This is a genomic window from Sulfurovum sp. TSL6 (assembly GCF_019972115.1).
Lineage (GTDB): Bacteria > Campylobacterota > Campylobacteria > Campylobacterales > Sulfurovaceae > Sulfurovum.
In genome coordinates this window covers 226,234-244,423 of sequence record NZ_BPFJ01000002.1, presented here as the reverse complement: position 1 = coordinate 244,423, position 18,190 = coordinate 226,234, and the positions used below count along the sequence as shown (strand labels likewise).

The following is an 18,190-nucleotide window of genomic DNA, read 5'->3' as shown; positions in this document are numbered from 1 at the left end:
TGGAGTGTAAACCATGCAGATGAGTGGTGCACAAATGGTGTGTGAAGCGATTATCGCCGAGGGTGTTAAGACCGTATTTGGTTACCCTGGCGGGGCTATCATGCACGTTTATGATGAAATTTACAAACAAGAGGGGTTTGAGCATGTCTTGAACCGTCACGAACAAGCGTCTGTTCACGCAGCAGATGGTTATGCAAGAGCTACGGGTGAAGTAGGTGTTGCGATGGTTACAAGTGGACCAGGATTTACAAACGCAGTCACTGGACTGGCTACAGCTTATATGGATTCAATTCCTATGGTCGTTATCTCTGGACAGGTGCCTTTAGCGCTTATCGGTACAGATGGATTTCAAGAGATAGATGCTGTAGGTATATCCAGACCCTGTACAAAACATAACTTTTTGGTACGTTCGCTAGAAGAACTTCCTCGTTTATTGAAAGAAGCATTTTATATCGCGCGTTCTGGAAGACCGGGACCGGTACTTATCGACATTCCTAAAGATATCACTGTAGATATCGGTGAGTTTGTCTATCCTGATTCTGTAGACATCCCTACGTATAAGCCGACATACAAAGGAAATAAAAGACAGATAGACAAAGCGGTCGAAGCGATAAAAAAAGCAAAGAAACCTTTACTTTATATCGGTGGTGGTGTTGTGCTTTCAAATGCAAGTGATCTTGTACGTGAATTAGCAGTAAAAACACAGATACCAGCAGTTGAAACATTGATGGCGAGAGGTGTATTGGGTGCAAAGAATCCATTACTTCTTGGTATGTTGGGAATGCATGGAAACTATGCATCCAATATGGCAATGTCAGAGACAGACCTGGTTATCTCTTTGGGTGCCAGATTTGATGACAGGGTTACAGGTAAACTTTCTGAGTTTGCCAAATATGCGGATATCATTCATGTAGATATTGATGCTGCGAATATTGGTAAACTTGTTGATGTTGATTATCCTATCGTAGGTGATGTAACGGAGGTACTTGAAGCGATGTTACCGCTTCTTGATGGTATAGATACAGACAGATTCCAGGCATGGAGAGAGATATTGAATCGTTATGATGAGCTTCACCCTCAATCCTATGTAGACTCTGATGAGGTTATCAAGCCGCAATGGGCCATAGAACGTATCGGTGAACTGGTAGGTGAAAATGCCATCATTACTTCAGATGTGGGTCAGCATCAAATGTGGGCAGCACAGCATTATCCGTTTGACAGACCACGCCAATGGATCAATTCGGGTGGATTGGGAACAATGGGCTTTGGTTTTCCTGCAGCACTGGGTGCTAAAAGAGCCTTCCCGGATAAAACCGTTATCAATGTTACAGGAGACGGTTCGATCCTGATGAATATGCAAGAACTTGTAACCGCGGCTGAGTATAAAATACCCGTCATCAACCTTATACTCAATAACCACTTCCTGGGGATGGTTAGACAGTGGCAAACGTTCTTCTATGAGAAACGCTACTCTGAGACAGACTTGACATTCCAACCAAATTGGAAAGCCTTGGCTGAGGCATGTGGTGGAATAGGGTATGACGTTACCACTAAAGAAGAGTTTGATGCGGCTATCAAAGATGCTATAGAACAAGATAAGGTATGTTTTATGAATGTTGCCGTGAACCGTTTTGAAGATGTACTTCCTATGGTACCTGCCGGCGGTGCACTCTTTAACATGATGTTACCGCAAAAAGGAGAGAAATAATGGAAAGTTCTATGAATAAAAGACGTGTTATTTCTGTGATCGTATTGAATGAGAGTTCTGTTCTTGCACGTGTCACATCACTTTTTGCAGCACGTGGGTATAACATCGCATCACTCACTGTGGCACCTATACCTGAGAGTGAAATGTCACATATTACGATCGAAACGAATGGTTCTGCCAAAGTCATGGAGCAGATCACTAAGCAACTGCATAAGCTGATCCCTGTATATAAGGTTATTGAGCATGAAGAGATGGTTGAAAAAGAGATGGTATTAGTGAAGTTTCCTATTACAGAACACTTAAGTGATATCGGAGCATTGTGTGCGGCTTATAATGGTGGTATCGCAAATGTGGGTAAAGAGATGATCATCGCCATGGTAGCGGATGATCCAAAACGTACACAGCATTTCATAGAAGCAGCACAACGTTACAACCCTTTTGAGATTGTACGTGGCGGTGTTGTCGCTATAGAAAGATAAAAGATACTCTACTTCTGTCACTTTCCTGTAAGGAGAGTGATATCTACTTTAAGTTAAAAGGACCACTTTATGACTTACCCACTCTCAGAAATAACAGAACATATTGGCTTAGACTTTCAAGGTGAAGATCTCATTATAGAAGGGATACACACACTGAGTGAAGCTACATCCACACAACTTAGTTTTTTTACGGATAGTAAATATGCTTCACAATTGGCAGATACCAAGGCTGCTGCGGTACTGATCGATGAAAAGCATGCAGGGTTACTGCCTTCTGGAACGATTGCGCTGATTACAGATGAAGCGTATCTTAAATTGGCACTGGCCTCTAAGTTCTTCGCACATAAACTTGGGAGTGAGGCCTCACAGCCTACTGTCGGTGAGGCATGTGATATAGATAAGAGCGTCTCTTTTGGTAAAAATGTCAAACTGGGCGACAATGTTACACTCTTGGCAGGTTGCTATGTGGGTGATAATGTGACGATTGGTTCAGGGACACTTCTCCATCCAAATGTGACCCTGTATCATCATACAGAAATAGGTTCTGAGTGTATCATTCATAGTGGTACAGTGATCGGTTGTGATGGGTACGGTTTTGCACATACAAAGCTTGGTGAACATGTGAAGATCTATCAGAATGGTAATGTTGTTGTAGAAAATGATGTAGAGATCGGTGCAAACTGTGCCATAGACAGAGCCGTATTCGGTACAACATATATCCGTAAAGGTACCAAACTCGATAACCTTATACAGATCGCACATAACTGTGATGTCGGTGAGCATACCCTTTGTGCTGCTCAAGTGGGTCTTGCAGGTTCTACGACTTTAGGCAGAAATGTAGTCATGGGTGGACAAAGTGCCACTGCAGGACATTTGGAAGTGGGTGACTTTGCAACTATCGCAGGGAAAGGCGGTGTTACCAAGTCTCTTGAAGGTGGCAAAACCTATGCAGGTTTTCCTGCTATTGATCATAAAATGTGGTTGCGTTTGCAAGCTAAAATAATGGGGTTGGTCAAAGGTAAAAAATAGTTAAGTCATTGTAATATAATCATTGATATTAAAAATTTAAAGGAGAATATATGAGTGGCACAGTAACAAAAATAGATGAAATGACCTTGAGTGGTACAAAAGATGGGAAGATCACTGTTACGACGGTATCAGAACCTTATGGTCCAAAGAGTGAAAGTGTAGCAAGTATCGGTATTTCCCTGCAAGCAGGAGCTGAAGAACCAGATTGGAAAGTACATATTCCTAAAGCAAATATCGATGCAGTGATCGAAGCATTGGAAGAAGCGAAAAAAAGTTTATAGTTTTCGAAAGAAACGTTAATGGGCTTGACCCATTAACTATATTTCATTATTCTTCATGACCTTGTATTTGTCGAAAGCTCTTTGCATGAGGTCTTTATCAGGAATTTTTCTTCCTGCAATATATCCGATGATATTGCCATCATCGTCTAATTTAGGTTTTATCCACACAACAACATTGTAATATTTGCCTTCACTGGTCATATTTTTTACAAAACCTTCCCAGTAGTTACCACCTTTTATTGTTTCCCATAACTCTTTGAACGCTGCTTTTGGCATATCCGGATGTCTGTTTATACTGTGTGGTGATCCAATGAGTTCTTCTTTTGTATAACCGGTAAGTTCACGAAATTTACGGTTAGCATAAGTAATGATACCTGCCGTATCTGTTTCCGTAATCATCACACCACCATCAAATGGTACCTCTATATCTACAGGATCTGGTTTTGTGATTTCTTTACCGGTAATAGTGTTTTTAACTGTTTTTCCCATTTTTTCTCCATGGACAATAGATATGTTACATTAAAAGTGTTATAGGACAGAAAGAAGTACAAATGCAGATCAAGCACATTTGGCAGTTTGGCAATCTACATTGAGACCCATCACTTTCTGTCCTCACTTCACAATGAGTTTAGCCTTAAATATAATAGATAATATAATATCTATCTATCGCTTATATGAACATGATACTATAGCTTAGGACTAAGATTTAATCATATTTTCTTCATACTTTGCTACAATTACAGAATTATGATAAAGGGGCGTTTTTTGTCTATTACAGAAACAATCAAATCACTTTTACAAGAGCGTATACTCGTCATCGATGGTGCGATGGGTACACAGATACAAGACCTTACAGTTCCAGCTGAAGCATGGATAGATGATAAAGGTGTGGATCAGGAGGGATGTAATGAACTGCTTAACCATACAGCACCAGAGCTTATAGGGCGTATCCATAAGCGGTATGCTATGGCGGGTGCTGATCTACTCAAAACGAATACTTTTGGTACGATGCCATGGGTACTGGATGAGTATCAGATGGGTGAACGTGCCTATGAACTTTCCAAAAAAGGCGCTCAGCTTGTCAAAGAGGTCTGTAATGAATATGGCACGCAAGAGTCACCGAAGTTTGTCTTAGGTTCAATAGGACCGGGGACAAAGCTTCCCTCTCTGGGACACATTCATTATGACGAAATGTATGAGGGATATAAACTTGTTGCACTTGGGCTTATAGATGGGGGATGTGATGTCTTTCTTTTAGAAACATGTCAAGATCCTCTACAGATCAAAGCTGCTTTACATGCCTGCCAGGACGCAAATGAAGAGAGAAATGTTCAACTTCCTATCATGGTATCCGTAACGATAGAGCTTAGTGGATCTATGCTGATAGGTACCAATGCTGAGACTATTGTTACTATCTTGGAGCCATTTGATATTCTCTCTTTAGGATTGAACTGTGGTACAGGTCCGGATCAGGTTAAAAAGCATCTCAAAACACTCTCTGAGCTTTGTGCTATACCTATCTCGGTACATGCGAATGCGGGACTTCCTCAAAACCGTGGAGGGTATACCTACTATCCTATGGGGCCGGATGAATTCACCGAAAAACAACTGGAGTTTACAGGGTATGACGGCGTAAGTTTTCTTGGTGGATGTTGTGGTACAACGCCTCAACACATTCAAGCACTCAAAAAAGCAGTGGAAGCTTTAGTACCCAAAAAACCTACGGGTAGCATAGAACCTTCTATTGCTTCACTTTTTAATACGGTAGAACTTTTCCAGGAACCAGCACCACTGCTCATAGGTGAACGAAGTAATGCTACGGGTTCTAAAGCATTTAGAGAGCTTATCTTAGCCAGTGATTATGAAGGTACACTGACTGTAGGCCAGGCACAGGTGCGTGATGGGGCGCATATGCTTGATGTCAATGTGGAGTTCGCAGGGCGTGACGGGGCTAAGGATATGCGAGCGGTCATGGAGCTCTATAACCAGAAGATACCGCTTCCTCTGATGCCCGATGCAACACGACCCAATACCATAGAAGAGGGGCTTAAGTGTATCGGTGGAAAGCCTATCATCAACTCAACGAACCTGGAAGATGGAGAAGAGAACTTTGAAACCTATTGTAAGTTAGCCAAAAAGTATGGGGCTGTGCTTGTCTGTCTTGTGATAGATGAAGAGGGGATGGCAAGAAGCAAAGAGAAGAAAGTCGCAGTGGCTAAACGAATGTACGAACTTGCCGTGCACAAACATGGACTGGAACCTCAAAACATTATGTTCGATATGCTGGCCTTTACTGTGGGTACGGGTGAAGAAGAAGATAGGTTAGCGGGAAAGAATGCCTATGAAGCCATTAAAGAGATACATGAGATCTACCCTGAAGTAGGTTCGACACTTGGACTTTCAAACATTTCATTTGGTTTGGAAAAACATGCGAGATTCTATTTGAATTCTGTTTTCTTGCATCACTGTGTGCAGGCAGGTATGACCTCTGTGATCATTAATGTGAAGCACATTATTCCACTGGCTAAAATGACAGCCGAGGACATTGCTATTTGTGAAGAATTACTTTTTACACCAGATGAGAAATCACTCTTTAAATTCATCGACCATTTTGCAGATGCTGTGGTAGAAGATGAAGGTGCAGATGAAGCCTATGAAGCTATGAGCAATGAAGAGAAGATCAAAAAACTTCTTATGGATGGTGACAAAGAACGGATGATACCTTTGGTAGAAGAGGCACGTCATGAAATACACCCGGATGTGATCGTAAATGAAATCCTTATAGACGCGATGAAAGTGGTGGGTGAACTCTTTGGTTCAGGGCAGATGCAGTTACCATTTGTGCTTCAAAGTGCTGAGACGATGAAAGCAACGGTAGATTACCTCAATCCCCATTTGACCAAGCAAGAAAAAGAGACAGATACCACACTGGTCATAGGTACTGTGAAAGGTGATGTACATGATGTGGGTAAAAATCTTGTAGATATTATCCTTTCAAATAATGGATTTAAAGTAGTGAACGTCGGGATAAAAACCGAACTGCAGGAGTATCTCGACATTGTAGAGAAACAATCTATCCAGGCGATCGGTATGTCCGGACTGTTGGTGAAGTCCACGGCGGTGATGAGAGAGAATCTTGAAACGATGGCCGAGATGGGTATGGAGATACCGGTACTTTTAGGAGGAGCAGCACTTACACGCGCTTTTGTAGATGATTTCTGCAGACCTATTTATAAAGGCCCTATATTCTACTGTCGTGATGCATTTGACGGCGTTATCGCTATGAGTCGTATCGAGAAGTATAATGAAGATAACGCTGTAGGATTGGATACGCGTCTGGCCGGAGATATGGAAGAACGTGTTGAAAAAGTAAAAAAAGAGGTTGTGATACCACCGTTTGAAGAGATAGAAATGCCTGAGAAGGTAGAGATACCCACACCGCCATTCTGGGGAAGAAGAGTCCTTCAAAAAGAAGACTTGGATCTCTCTATGATCTACGAGTGGATCAATACACGTTCTGTCTTTAAGATGCACTGGGGTTATAAGAGCAAAGGTATGGATAAAGAAGCCTATCAAAAGCTCATAGACGAGACCGTCTATCCTGCTTTTGAACGTTTGAAAAAAGAGTTTATCGAAAAAGATCTTTTTGAACCGACGATCATCTACGGATATTATCCTTGTAGGAGTGATGATCAGGAATTGTTCTTGTTCGATGAGAGTGAAGGGTGGAATGTCGATGCCAATGCCAACCGTGAACCTTTAAACAAAGTCATCGGTAGGGCAGTCACAAAATTCTCTTTTCCTAGACAAGGCAGAAAACCTCACCGGGCACTTTCCGACTTTTACAGACATGACAGACACGATGTCATTGCACTTACCTGTGTGAGTGCAGGTGCGAAATTCTCTGCCTATGAAAAAGAGCTTTACGATGCAGGTAAATACCTGGAGTATAATATGGTACACGGGCTCTCAGTGGAACTTGCTGAAGCACTGGCTGAAGTGGTACACAAACAGATACGTTTGGATCTCAACATCACTGCCGAAGATGAAGGTCATACTTTACGTGATGTACGTATGAACCGTTACCAGGGGGCTAGATATTCGTTCGGGTACCCAGCATGTCCCGATCTGGAACAGAGCAGAGAGTTGTTTGATATGTTAAAACCTGAAGAGTTTGGTATAGAACTCTCTGAAACATTCCAGATAGTTCCCGAACAGAGTACTACTGCCTTGGTGGTGCACCATAAAAGTGCGACGTATTATTCGTTATAGGATCTTAACCTGTTCCTGTGATCTATATGGGAACAAGGGTTAAACTTCATGGTTAAATATCTTAGTAATGTTATATGCCAAACCCAACATCTCATGTTGGTTTAGTCACATATATATCGGGTTAAAAACAGATCAAGTTCTGTTCCCTCCATGGATCATATCTGAAATAATCCCTTTTTCATCTCTGCTCTCAGCAACAATAACCCCGATAATATGCAGGGGTACAAAGATCAATATGGCATTGTAAACAAGTTCATGGGTTTCTTTGATGTCATGGGCTGTATCTTTTGTAAGAGAAAGTGCTTCATAAAAGTGAATGGTCAATCCTGTCATTGCCATAAATAGAAGGCCAGCATAGAGAAAGACATAACTCAGAGTTACCATTTTTTTATGTAGCGTCTTTTCTTTGTAGTTCAGGTAGTTCATTTTCCCACTTTGGGTAAAAAAGAGCAGGAGTCTCCAAAGGAGCAAAGCGGCCAATGCATATCCTAAGAGGATGTGCCACTCCCACATAGGAGCACGGATGGCTGTGGCAAGTCCTTTGGCTTGATCAGCCGTGACTGCAATGTTTATCTCTGAAAGTTTTTGAGTAAGAAGTTCAGCATTGGCTCTCCAACTTAAAAAGGTTTTTCGTAAAAATACTGTTCCTAACAGACCTAAAATGACTGTTGCATGTACCCAGTGCCAAACTCTAAAATCTAAACGCCATTGTTTCACATTTGATCCTTTTGGGTTAAAATCTATAATCATAATTATATTATAGTAGCTTTATGAAAATTTTTATATACTAGATTAAATATATGAAGAGAAGGACGTCTAAAATGAAATTAGAAAAAGGAGTGTATAGACACTATAAAGGGAATCTTTATGAGGTTTTCATGACAGCACAACACTCAGAGACTGAAGAGTGGATGGTGGTCTATAAGGCTTTGTATGGTGATGAAGGAATGTGGGTACGTCCCTATGAGATGTTTGTGGAAAAAGTTGAGGTAGAGGGTGTCTTTATACCTCGCTTTGAAAAGATAGACGGTGAAGGTTAGATCCCTTCCATTTTTTTCGCCTCAAAACTCACTAAATTCTCTCCAGAAAACCTAAAAAGAAGTTCTATGGGACGACAGCATACTTCACAGTCTTCTATATAATCGCTTTCTTCCTCAGAACTGTCCAGTATCATAGAGATACGTTCCCAGCAGTAGGGACAGGTAAAGAAATGTTCCATGAATGGTCCTAATTTTTTATGTGATTGTACTATAATTTGCAAAAAAGAGTATATATGTCATCCATCATCGAACACTTTCAAACCCTGACACAGATCCCACACTGCAGTAAAATAGCAGATAGATTATTGGAATTTTTAGTTACGTTTTCTAAAGAAAGAGGGTATGACGTTGAAGTAGACGACGTTAAAAATATTTACCTATCAAAAGGGAAACCGACACTTTGTCTTCAAGCACATTATGACATGGTCTGTATGGGCAAGGCTCCTGTTTTGGAAACCTATATAGAAGATGGCTGGATGAAAGCCAAAGATTCTTCATTGGGTGCAGATAACGGTATGGCCATAGCGATGATGATGCAGCTTATGGATGAAGGCCAAGAGTTAGAGTTTCTATTTACTTCTGATGAAGAGGTGGGACTCATAGGGGCAAACAAAGTTGCTTTTGATCTTAAAAGTCCATACATGCTAAACCTGGACAGTGAAGATGAAGCAGAAGTCTATATAGGGTGTGCAGGCGGCGTCGATATTACAGCTTCAAAACAAGACAGTTATGTGGATGGAACTGGGTATTGTTATGAAGTGGCAGTCAAAGGACTGGTGGGTGGACATTCAGGTGTAGATATAGATAAAGGTATTCCTTCTGCGATAAAAGTACTGGGTGAGTATTTATATGAACAGAAGATCACACAGCTAGCAAGTATGTATGCAGGAGAACGACGTAATTCTATTCCGGCGAATGCAGTGGCCATTGTACGTAGTGAATCGAAGTTGGAGAATACAGAGTTGGTCAAAGTACGTGAACTCACCGAGAGACCGAAAGTATTGCGTGAGGGTGATAAAACCATAGAGATGTTACATAGATTTAAGCATGGCGTACATGCACAAAATGAGGAGCTGGGTATTCCTGATGTCAGTATCAATCTGGCTATTATTACAGCAGATGAGAAAGGCGGACTTCTTGTAGAAACAAGTGCACGTGCCATGGATGCAGTGAAGCTTGAAAATATTTCAAAAGAGACATTGGCATTTTTTAATGCTTACGGTTATCAAGTAAAACTTGAAGATAAATACCCTGCATGGAAACCAGACATCAGTGATTTTACAAATCTTGTCAGTCAAGAGATGCAATCTGTGTTCGGTAAAACAAAGATGATGGCGATACATGCAGGACTTGAATGCGGTGTGATTGCAGAGAAATACCCTGCTATGAAGTTTGCTTCCATCGGTCCAACGATCCGTTACCCTCATTCTACTAGAGAGATGGTGGATTTGGAATCCGTTGAACGTACGTTTGAAGTAGTGAAACAGATCATAAGATCAGTGAATGAAGAGCAGAAGAGGTATTGAAGTAAATAGTGCTAAGATAATCCTTACACTTTAAAGGTTTGTTTTGTTTTGCAATGGGCTTCCATAAAGCATCCTTCACACTCAGGTTTGACCGCTTTACATCTGTAGCGTCCAAACAGTACCATCGCTTGATGAAGTAAGTGTAGGTCTGTTTTGAATTTTTTACTTAATTCTTCTTCACATTTTACAGCGGTTTTGGCATCAGAGAGTCCTAAACGGTGTGCGACCCTGTATACATGGGTATCCACCGCCATGAGATTGGCACCGGTATACTCTATCATGACGACGTTGGCTGTTTTTTGACCTACCCCTGCAAGCTTGACCAGCTCATCTCGTTCCAGCGGGACTTCATTGCCATAGTATTCTACCACACTCTGTGCCATTTTGATGAGGTTTTTGGCTTTGTTGTTAAAAAATGAACAGGTATTAATGTATGATTTGACTTCATCCAAGTCGGCATTGGCAAGAGATACTGGGTCTGGATATGCTTTAAATAGAGCAGGGGTGATGATATTCACACGTTTATCTGTACATTGGGCAGAGAGCATAACTGCAATAAGCAGTTCATAAAGATTACGATACTCTAATTCAGTGACAGAATCAGGATAGTGTTCAAGAAAGATACTTTTTATCTCTTCTATCTCTTTTTTGGTTGCTTTTTTGACTTTTGCCATACTTATTGCCTTCCTCTAATAAAATACTAAATAGAATATTAGCACATTAATAAATGATTTACCCAAGAGGGATATACTTCTTCTTAAAATTTAAGTAATTAAGGATTATTCGAAATGTTAAAACTAGCAAAAACTTCACTTCTCGCTGTGGCTGTCATGGCAACATCAGTAGTGGCGTCAGACATACTCGTAACCGTCAATGGTAAAAACATCACCAAACAGGATGCACAAGCATTTGTGTCTGCCTCTGCACCTCAGGCAAACTTCATGGAACTTGCTCCTGATGAGAAAAAAATGGTTACAGAGAGACTGATAGAAAAAGTCCTTTTTACAGAACTTGCAGCACAAGAGGGCATAGATAAAAAGCCTGAATTTAAAAGAAACATGGAAAAGATCAGAGATGAACTTTTAGTCAACATGTGGATGAAAGAACAGATGGATAATGCGATTGTAAGTGAGAGTGAAGCAAAAGCATTTTATGATAAAAACGCTGAAAAATTTATGGAAAAAGCTTCTATGCATGCAAGACATATCTTACTTAAAAATGAAAAAGATGCACAAGATATTATTGATACGCTAAAGCCACTTAAAGGTGAGGCACTCAAAGCAAAGTTTATCGAATTGGCTAAAGCTAAATCTACAGGACCTTCTGCACCAAATGGTGGAGATCTTGGTACGTTTAGTAAAGGTCAGATGGTACCGGAGTTTTCAAAAGCAGTGTGGGCACTTGAGAATGGTCAAATCACAACAAAACCTGTGAAAACACAGTTTGGTTACCATGTGATCTACCTTGAAACAAAGACAGAAGCGAAACCGGCTTCTTACGAAAAAGTGAAAGATAAGATCGTTACTTCACTCAAGCAACAGCAGTTTACTGTTAAAATTAAAGAAGTGGCAAAAGAACTTAAGAGTAAAGCTAAAATTGTAGATATGACAGAAGAAGTGAATACAAATAAAAAGTAATTTTTAAGTAAAAAATAGGGAAAAGAATATGACAAAAATTTTTACGTTGTTGGGGTTATCGTTTAGTGTAATGATCACTTCAGTATCTGCAGATGATTTAAAAAACAGTTTAACAAATATGTTAAATACGAAAGAGACATCAGGGATAGTGGACCTAGGTAATATCAATTTAGATGCAAAGCCTAAACAACCCAAAACAAGATCTTCTAAAGCAGTGATCGCTACGGTCAATGGGCATAAGATCATCAAAAAAGAGGCGGACAGTTATCTTAAACAGCGTACACAGGGTAAAATCAGCGATTTTGACCACTTACCGCCAGAACAACGTTCACGACTCATTCAAGAGTTGGTACTTCCTGTCATGGTACTGGATGCGGCAAAAAAAGAGTTGTCTGAAGAAGAGAAACAGGCAGTCTATACACGTACATGGATGCAAAAAGAAGCACGTAAGATCAATGTCACTAATGAACAGGCTTTGACAGTCTATAATCAGTTAAAACTACAAGCCCAAGAGAATAATGCTACCCAAAAGATCCCACCATTTGACAGCATTAAGGATAAACTTAAAATCCAAATCATTGAGAAGACTTTGATCGATAAACTGATAAAAGATGCAAAGATAGAAGTATTGTAAAATGTTTATTAATTAGTAATTGGTAAATATTAGGTAAAATACACATAACATTATACAAAAGGAAATTGAGAATGAAAAAAATGCTTGTACTATTAGGTCTCACGTTGGCATTCACAACACATTATGCTGTAGCTGCAACTGCTGCGGGTAAAGTGAACGGTATGACGATTACTGTTGAAGAGGCAAATACTGCGCTTAATACACTTACAAAAGGTAAGATGACGTGGGAAAAACTTCCAGCTGATGGTAAAAAACAACTGATTGAAATGATGGCACCAGCTAAACTGGTAGCGGCAGAATCAAAAAAATCTTTAACGGATAAAGAAAAAGAAGCTGCACTTGCAGGTTTCTGGATGCAGAAAAAAATGGCAACAACGGAAGTGACTGACAAAGAAGCCCAAGATGCATATAATAAAATGAAAAAAGCAGCAGAAGCAGCAAAAAGTACACAAACAATACCGGCATTTGATGCAGTGAAAAATAACATTAAAATGCAACTTGCACAAGAAAAAGTTGTGGGTCAATTGATGAAAAATGCAAAAATAAAAGTAAAATAATTTCATAAAAAGGAAATTGTAAATGTCTACAAAAGTTCTAGATGTAGTGCCAGCAGGTGTCGTGACAGGGGATGACCTTCAAAAGTTATTTAAAATTGCAAAAGAGGAAGGGTTTGCTTTACCTGCGGTGAATGTGGTGAGTACCTCTTCAGTGAATGCTGTACTTGAAGCTGCAAAAAAAGTAAATTCTCCTGTAATGGTCCAGTTTTCAAACGGTGGCGGTGCATACTATGCAGGTAAAGGATTGCCATCAGACGAGGCAGCTATCTTAGGGTGTATCTCGGGTGCACAGCATGTACATACGGTAGCTAAAGCTTATGGTATACCGGTTGTGCTTCATACCGACCATGCAGCTAGAAAACTTCTGCCTTGGATAGATGCACTGCTTGATGCAAGTGAAGCGCATTACGAGGCGCATGGGGTTCCTCTTTTTTCTTCTCATATGATCGACCTGTCTGAAGAGCCTATTGAAGAGAATATCGCTACATGTAAAGCGTATTTGGAACGTATGTCAAAGATCGGTATGACACTTGAAATAGAATTAGGTGTAACAGGGGGAGAAGAAGACGGTGTAGACAATACCCATATCGATAACGCACTTCTTTATACGCAGCCTGAAGAGGTCGCATATGCCTATGAAGAGCTTTCAAAGATCTCTGACAAGTTTACGATTGCCGCTTCTTTTGGTAATGTACATGGGGTGTATAAACCGGGCAATGTTTCACTTACGCCTAAGATCCTTGATAATTCTCAAACGTATATCGAAGAGAAGTACAATACCGCCAAAAAACCTGTAAATTTTGTCTTCCACGGTGGTTCAGGTTCTGAACTCCCTGACATCAGAGAAGCCATAAGTTACGGTGTGATAAAAATGAACATAGATACCGATACCCAGTGGTCATTCTGGGATGGTGTACGTAACTATGTTGCAAAGTATCATGATTATTTACAGGGACAGATAGGTAACCCGGAGGGTGAAGATAAGCCAAACAAAAAGTATTATGATCCAAGAAAATGGTTACGTGCTGCAGAAGAGTCAACTATTGTGAGACTTGAGAGAGCATTTGATGACCTTAACTGCTTAAATAGAAACTAATACAGAGTTCATTATTCCGGGGTTCTGCCCGGGAGTCTACCAATGAAAACTTTACATTTTCCCTCTCCCATACAATCCATTACTTTTGAAAAACATCATTTTTATCTGAAACGAGATGATCTGATAGATGCCGATTTCTCTGGTAACAAAGCACGAAAATTTTACTATTTTCTTCAGCATGATTTTCCTGATGTCAATAAACTTGTCTCTTATGGTTCTGCACAGTCTAATGCCATGTATTCACTCTCTGTATTGGCCAAGATGAAAGGATGGGAGTTTGAGTATGTCGTAGACCACGTTGCTGACTATTTGAAAGAACACCCTCATGGAAATTACAAGGCTGCACTGGATAATGGCATGAAGATCATTGAAGAAGAGAGCGTTTCTTCTGACTACCCGAAGAATGTTCTTTTTATAGAAGAGGGTGGACGGCAAAAAGAAGCAGAGTTTGGATTACGGGCATTGGCTGAAGAAATTGCAGCATGGCAAGAAGAGAATGATGTAAGAGCATTAAATATATTTCTACCTTCAGGTACCGGTACAACGGCACTTTTTTTGCAAAAATATCTTCCTTCAAACAGGGTATATACGACAGCATGTGTAGGAGATGAGAACTATCTCAAAAAACAGTTTTTAGCGTTAGAAAAGGATGAAAATCATCATCCTGAGATCTTGAGTTTGGAGAAAAAACACCATTTTGCTAAACTTTATAAAGAAAACTATAAAATTTGGCTAAAATTACAACAACAAACGGGAGTGGAGTTTGACCTCCTATATGACCCCCTTGGATGGAGAGTCCTACTTGCACATCCTGAGGTCTTTTCTGTACCAACACTCTACATCCATCAAGGTGGCGTGTTAGGCAATGAGAGTATGCTCCCAAGATATAAAAGAAAATACGACTAGTCGTATGAGCTAACTGCTGAAGTTAACTCAGCATTAGCGTAGTTTTTTGGACTTTGTTCAAAAAGCGTTCTGTTAACAAAATACAAAGAGATAGATAAGGATATATTGTGAAGATATTTTACAGTAGTGACGATACATTTGAAGCAAATTTTGATGAATTGCTTCAGCGTGGTAAAATGGACATAGAAGGTGTGACAAGCATCGTATCTGGGTTACTTAAAGAGATACAGACCGAAGGTAACAGTGCCGTTAAAAGTCAGATAGCGAAATTTGACAGATGGGAACCGGCCAATGATGAAGCACTTTTGGTTTCTACAGAAGAGATGGCAAAAGCCTATGATGCCATAGATCCTGAACTTCGTGATGCACTGCACCTTGCTTATGACCGTATAGAAAGTTATCATCAAAAACTTATGCCAAAAACATGGATGGACAAAGAAGCCAATGGAACGATCCTCGGACAAAAAGTCACTGCTGTAGACAGAGCAGGACTTTACATTCCTGGCGGAAAAGCTGCCTACCCAAGTTCACTGCTTATGAATGTGATCCCTGCGCAAGTGGCTGGTGTAGAAGAGATCGTGGTCTGTACGCCTACACCAGATGATGAGATCAATGAACTGTTACTGGCTGCATGTCATCTTTGTAAAGTGACAAAAGTCTTTAAAGTGGGCGGTGCTTCTGCGATCGGTGCGATGGCATACGGAACAGAGACCATCCCCAAAGTAGATGTCATTACCGGTCCTGGAAACATTTTCGTAGCTACCGCTAAAAAACTGGTCTATGGCGAAGTCAACATAGACATGATAGCAGGTCCATCCGAAATAGGGATACTTGCAGATGAGAGTGCTAGAGAAGACTACCTAGCCATTGACCTTCTTTCCCAGGCTGAGCATGACGAAATGGCAAGTTCTATTCTCATTACAACCGATGGCGAACTTGCAAACAGAGTAAGTGACAAGGTAGAAGAGTTCCTTGGTACACTTTCACGTGAAGAGATCGCACGTAAGTCTATCGAGGAGAGAGGTGCGATCATCGTGACTCAAGATATGGATGAAGCGATCGATCTGATGAATGAGATTGCGCCTGAACACTTAGAAGTGGTCACGAATGACCCTATGTCTTTACTAGATAAAATTAAACATGCTGGTGCCATCTTCCTGGGTGAAAATACACCAGAACCGATAGGTGACTATGTGGCAGGACCAAACCATACACTGCCTACAGGCGGAACTGCAAAATTCTATTCACCTTTAAGTGTAGAACACTTTTTGAAGAAATCTTCTATTATCTCTATGAGTAAAGAGGGGATGCAGGAGATTGGCGGTGCGTGTGCAATGATAGCAAATACTGAAGGTTTGACTGCACACGAAGAATCTGTGCGTATTCGACTGAGAGATTAATCTTTCCCTTTATATCTATATTCCCGAACATTGTTGGGGAACATAGACTTTAAAACTATACTTTAACTTTTTTTCATTCCTTTTCTTCTTTGTTGATGCAACAAACAAGAAAACGAACCCAAAAGAACAAAATGCAAAGAACTGTCGTCCATAAATAATTCCCTTATGTTATTGAACTTTTGAATTACTTCAAGAATTTTAAAGAGTATGATATTATTTTTGTGAAGATAGATTCGATATTAAAAATTATTTGATTGTTTAAAAAAGTAAATATGGCGCGGTGGACGAGACTCGAACTCGCGACCCCCTGCGTGACAGGCAGGTATTCTAACCAACTGAACTACCACCGCACCTAAGACCAACTAAATGGTTGAAAAGAATTGTACATAAATTTACTTAAATGTACATGGTGGTCGCTACAAGACTCGAACTTGTGACATCTACCTTGTAAGGGTAGCGCTCTACCAACTGAGCTAAGCGACCATAGTTTTAATGTTTATTTTTGGGGAAAGATTGGCGACCCCTAAAGGATTTGAACCTCTGTTTTTACGTTGAAAACGTAATATCCTTGGCCACTAGATGAAAGGGTCATCAAGAACCATAAACATAAAATTGTTAAAAATGGTGGTCGCTACAAGACTCGAACTTGTGACATCTACCTTGTAAGGGTAGCGCTCTACCAACTGAGCTAAGCGACCAAAGAATATATATAGTGGTGACCCTTCATGGATTCGAACCATGGGCCCACTCCTTAAAAGGGAGTTGCTCTACCAACTGAGCTAAAAGGTCATAAAATGAAACTTGGTTTCATGAGCCGACTGCTGAAGTCTGCTTCAAATATAATGGCGCGGTGGACGAGACTCGAACTCGCGACCCCCTGCGTGACAGGCAGGTATTCTAACCAACTGAACTACCACCGCACCTAAAAAAATAATAGTGGTGACCCTTCATGGATTCGAACCATGGGCCCACTCCTTAAAAGGGAGTTGCTCTACCAACTGAGCTAAAAGGTCACACATTTTTGCACTCATTACTTGAATAAGTGGACGGAATTATAGCTCAGAAACCTTTGATTGTCAAGAGAATTTTGGGAAATGTTTTTAAATTTTCAACACTTCAGCTAATTTCTCGATAGCAAATACGGTAGATTGTTCCTGAACTGCCTCACGTGGACCTTTGAAGTTACAATGAAACACCTCTTTGGAAAATGGTGTTTGCAACCCTATATATACAGTTCCTACAGGTTTGAATTCTGTACCACCGGTGGGCCCTGCGATCCCTGAAACAGCTATAGCATAGTCAGATCCTGCCATTTTTTGTATGCCATCCAGCATTTGTGAGACACAGGCCCGACTTACTGCACCCTGGGTTTCAAGAACTTCGTTTCTGACTCCCAGCCAAAGATGTTTAATGTCATTTGAGTAAGTGACACAAGAACCATGCAGGACCTCTGATGCACCAGATATAGCAGTGAATGCTGCAGCGATACGACCGCCTGTACAACTCTCTGCAAAAGAGATCGTTTGTCCCTCTTTAGTCAGCTTCTGAATAATTTTTTCTACTAGATCTTGGATATTTTTCATAAGATAATTGTACCGAAAGTAGCTTCTAATGCTCTTTTAGAT

General features: G+C 40.5%; 18 protein-coding genes, 7 tRNA genes and 1 riboswitch. Of the genes, 13 read left to right on the top strand and 12 right to left on the bottom strand.

The genetic code is table 11. From position 1 onward, the window contains the following. Positions 1-13 precede the first annotated feature (13 nt). The 4 genes from LDM93_RS06230 to LDM93_RS06215 all read left to right on the top strand — a co-directional run bounded on the left by LDM93_RS06230 (position 14) and on the right by LDM93_RS06215 (position 3,497). Positions 14-1,708 (top strand): acetolactate synthase large subunit, encoded by a 1,695-nt coding sequence (locus LDM93_RS06230; protein ID WP_223891334.1) that lies wholly within the window; start codon positions 14-16, stop codon positions 1,706-1,708. Next, positions 1,708-2,187 (top strand): acetolactate synthase small subunit, encoded by a 480-nt coding sequence (gene ilvN / locus LDM93_RS06225; RefSeq protein ID WP_223891333.1) that lies wholly within the window; start codon positions 1,708-1,710, stop codon positions 2,185-2,187. The genes LDM93_RS06230 and ilvN overlap by 1 nt, the downstream gene beginning before the upstream one ends. A 69-nt stretch (positions 2,188-2,256) precedes the next feature. After that, complete coding sequence (gene lpxD / locus LDM93_RS06220; RefSeq protein ID WP_223891332.1) at positions 2,257-3,216, top strand: UDP-3-O-(3-hydroxymyristoyl)glucosamine N-acyltransferase; 960 nt, start codon at positions 2,257-2,259, stop codon at positions 3,214-3,216. Between the two features lie 50 nt (positions 3,217-3,266). Continuing rightward, on the top strand, positions 3,267-3,497 hold the full coding sequence (locus LDM93_RS06215) for a hypothetical protein (protein WP_223891330.1): 231 nt from the start codon (positions 3,267-3,269) through the stop codon (positions 3,495-3,497). A 36-nt stretch (positions 3,498-3,533) separates the two neighbouring features. Here LDM93_RS06215 and LDM93_RS06210 read toward each other — a convergent pair whose 3' ends face one another. Further along, positions 3,534-3,986, bottom strand: coding sequence for a PAS domain-containing protein (locus LDM93_RS06210; protein WP_223891327.1), 453 nt, complete (start codon positions 3,984-3,986; stop codon positions 3,534-3,536). 78 nt (positions 3,987-4,064) lie between these two features. Further along, positions 4,065-4,140: riboswitch (cyclic di-GMP riboswitch) on the bottom strand. Between the two features lie 122 nt (positions 4,141-4,262). Between LDM93_RS06210 and metH the strand changes: the two genes are divergently transcribed. Beyond that, entirely contained in the window at positions 4,263-7,769 is a 3,507-nt protein-coding gene (metH, locus tag LDM93_RS06205) for a methionine synthase (protein WP_223891325.1), read from the top strand. Positions 7,770-7,901: 132 nt separating this feature from the next. Here metH and LDM93_RS06200 read toward each other — a convergent pair whose 3' ends face one another. Beyond that, complete coding sequence (locus tag LDM93_RS06200) at positions 7,902-8,486, bottom strand: cytochrome b/b6 domain-containing protein (RefSeq protein ID WP_223891323.1); 585 nt, start codon at positions 8,484-8,486, stop codon at positions 7,902-7,904. A gap of 104 nt (positions 8,487-8,590) precedes the next feature. On the opposite strand from LDM93_RS06200, the gene LDM93_RS06195 reads away from it, so the two are divergent. Beyond that, on the top strand, positions 8,591-8,809 hold the full coding sequence (locus LDM93_RS06195) for a DUF1653 domain-containing protein (protein ID WP_223891321.1): 219 nt from the start codon (positions 8,591-8,593) through the stop codon (positions 8,807-8,809). Here the strand turns inward: LDM93_RS06195 and LDM93_RS06190 are convergent. Continuing rightward, positions 8,806-8,988, bottom strand: coding sequence for a CPXCG motif-containing cysteine-rich protein (locus LDM93_RS06190; protein WP_223891319.1), 183 nt, complete (start codon positions 8,986-8,988; stop codon positions 8,806-8,808). The two genes, LDM93_RS06195 and LDM93_RS06190, sit on opposite strands and share 4 nt — an antisense overlap. Positions 8,989-9,042: 54 nt before the next feature. On the opposite strand from LDM93_RS06190, the gene LDM93_RS06185 reads away from it, so the two are divergent. Then, complete coding sequence (locus LDM93_RS06185) at positions 9,043-10,335, top strand: M20/M25/M40 family metallo-hydrolase (RefSeq protein WP_223891318.1); 1,293 nt, start codon at positions 9,043-9,045, stop codon at positions 10,333-10,335. 23 nt (positions 10,336-10,358) lie between these two features. Here LDM93_RS06185 and nth read toward each other — a convergent pair whose 3' ends face one another. After that, positions 10,359-11,009 (bottom strand): endonuclease III, encoded by a 651-nt coding sequence (gene nth / locus LDM93_RS06180; protein WP_223891317.1) that lies wholly within the window; start codon positions 11,007-11,009, stop codon positions 10,359-10,361. A gap of 114 nt (positions 11,010-11,123) precedes the next feature. Here nth and LDM93_RS06175 point away from each other — a divergent pair, with 114 nt between their 5' ends. The 6 genes from LDM93_RS06175 (at position 11,124) to hisD (ending at position 16,565) form a co-directional block, all read left to right on the top strand. Beyond that, positions 11,124-11,972, top strand: coding sequence for a peptidylprolyl isomerase (locus tag LDM93_RS06175; protein ID WP_223891316.1), 849 nt, complete (start codon positions 11,124-11,126; stop codon positions 11,970-11,972). Positions 11,973-12,000: 28 nt separating this feature from the next. After that, positions 12,001-12,606, top strand: a complete 606-nt coding sequence (locus LDM93_RS06170) for a hypothetical protein (RefSeq protein WP_223891315.1) — start codon at positions 12,001-12,003, stop codon at positions 12,604-12,606. Between the two features lie 71 nt (positions 12,607-12,677). Further along, positions 12,678-13,163: a hypothetical protein gene (locus tag LDM93_RS06165; RefSeq protein ID WP_223891314.1), complete on the top strand. Its 486-nt coding sequence runs from the start codon at positions 12,678-12,680 to the stop codon at positions 13,161-13,163. A gap of 22 nt (positions 13,164-13,185) precedes the next feature. Continuing rightward, the gene (fbaA, locus tag LDM93_RS06160) at positions 13,186-14,259 is read left to right on the top strand and encodes a class II fructose-bisphosphate aldolase (RefSeq protein WP_223891313.1); all 1,074 of its coding nucleotides are present in this window, start codon (positions 13,186-13,188) and stop codon (positions 14,257-14,259) included. A gap of 42 nt (positions 14,260-14,301) precedes the next feature. Next, complete coding sequence (locus LDM93_RS06155) at positions 14,302-15,165, top strand: 1-aminocyclopropane-1-carboxylate deaminase/D-cysteine desulfhydrase (protein ID WP_223891312.1); 864 nt, start codon at positions 14,302-14,304, stop codon at positions 15,163-15,165. Between the two features lie 107 nt (positions 15,166-15,272). Beyond that, entirely contained in the window at positions 15,273-16,565 is a 1,293-nt protein-coding gene (gene hisD / locus LDM93_RS06150) for a histidinol dehydrogenase (protein ID WP_223891310.1), read from the top strand. A 273-nt stretch (positions 16,566-16,838) separates the two neighbouring features. On the opposite strand, the gene LDM93_RS06145 is transcribed toward hisD, so the two are convergent. The 8 genes from LDM93_RS06145 to LDM93_RS06110 form a co-directional block, all read right to left on the bottom strand. Further along, positions 16,839-16,915, bottom strand: a tRNA-Asp gene (locus LDM93_RS06145). Positions 16,916-16,972: 57 nt separating this feature from the next. After that, positions 16,973-17,048 (bottom strand) — tRNA-Val (locus LDM93_RS06140). Positions 17,049-17,079: 31 nt separating this feature from the next. Next, a tRNA-Glu gene (locus LDM93_RS06135) sits at positions 17,080-17,155 on the bottom strand. Between the two features lie 32 nt (positions 17,156-17,187). Further along, a tRNA-Val gene (locus LDM93_RS06130) sits at positions 17,188-17,263 on the bottom strand. Between the two features lie 15 nt (positions 17,264-17,278). Next, positions 17,279-17,354, bottom strand: a tRNA-Lys gene (locus tag LDM93_RS06125). A 54-nt stretch (positions 17,355-17,408) separates the two neighbouring features. After that, positions 17,409-17,485: transfer RNA gene (locus tag LDM93_RS06120), tRNA-Asp, on the bottom strand. Positions 17,486-17,502: 17 nt separating this feature from the next. Continuing rightward, a tRNA-Lys gene (locus LDM93_RS06115) sits at positions 17,503-17,578 on the bottom strand. Between the two features lie 87 nt (positions 17,579-17,665). Continuing rightward, positions 17,666-18,148, bottom strand: a complete 483-nt coding sequence (locus LDM93_RS06110; RefSeq protein ID WP_223891309.1) for a CinA family protein — start codon at positions 18,146-18,148, stop codon at positions 17,666-17,668. Positions 18,149-18,190 lie beyond the last annotated feature (42 nt).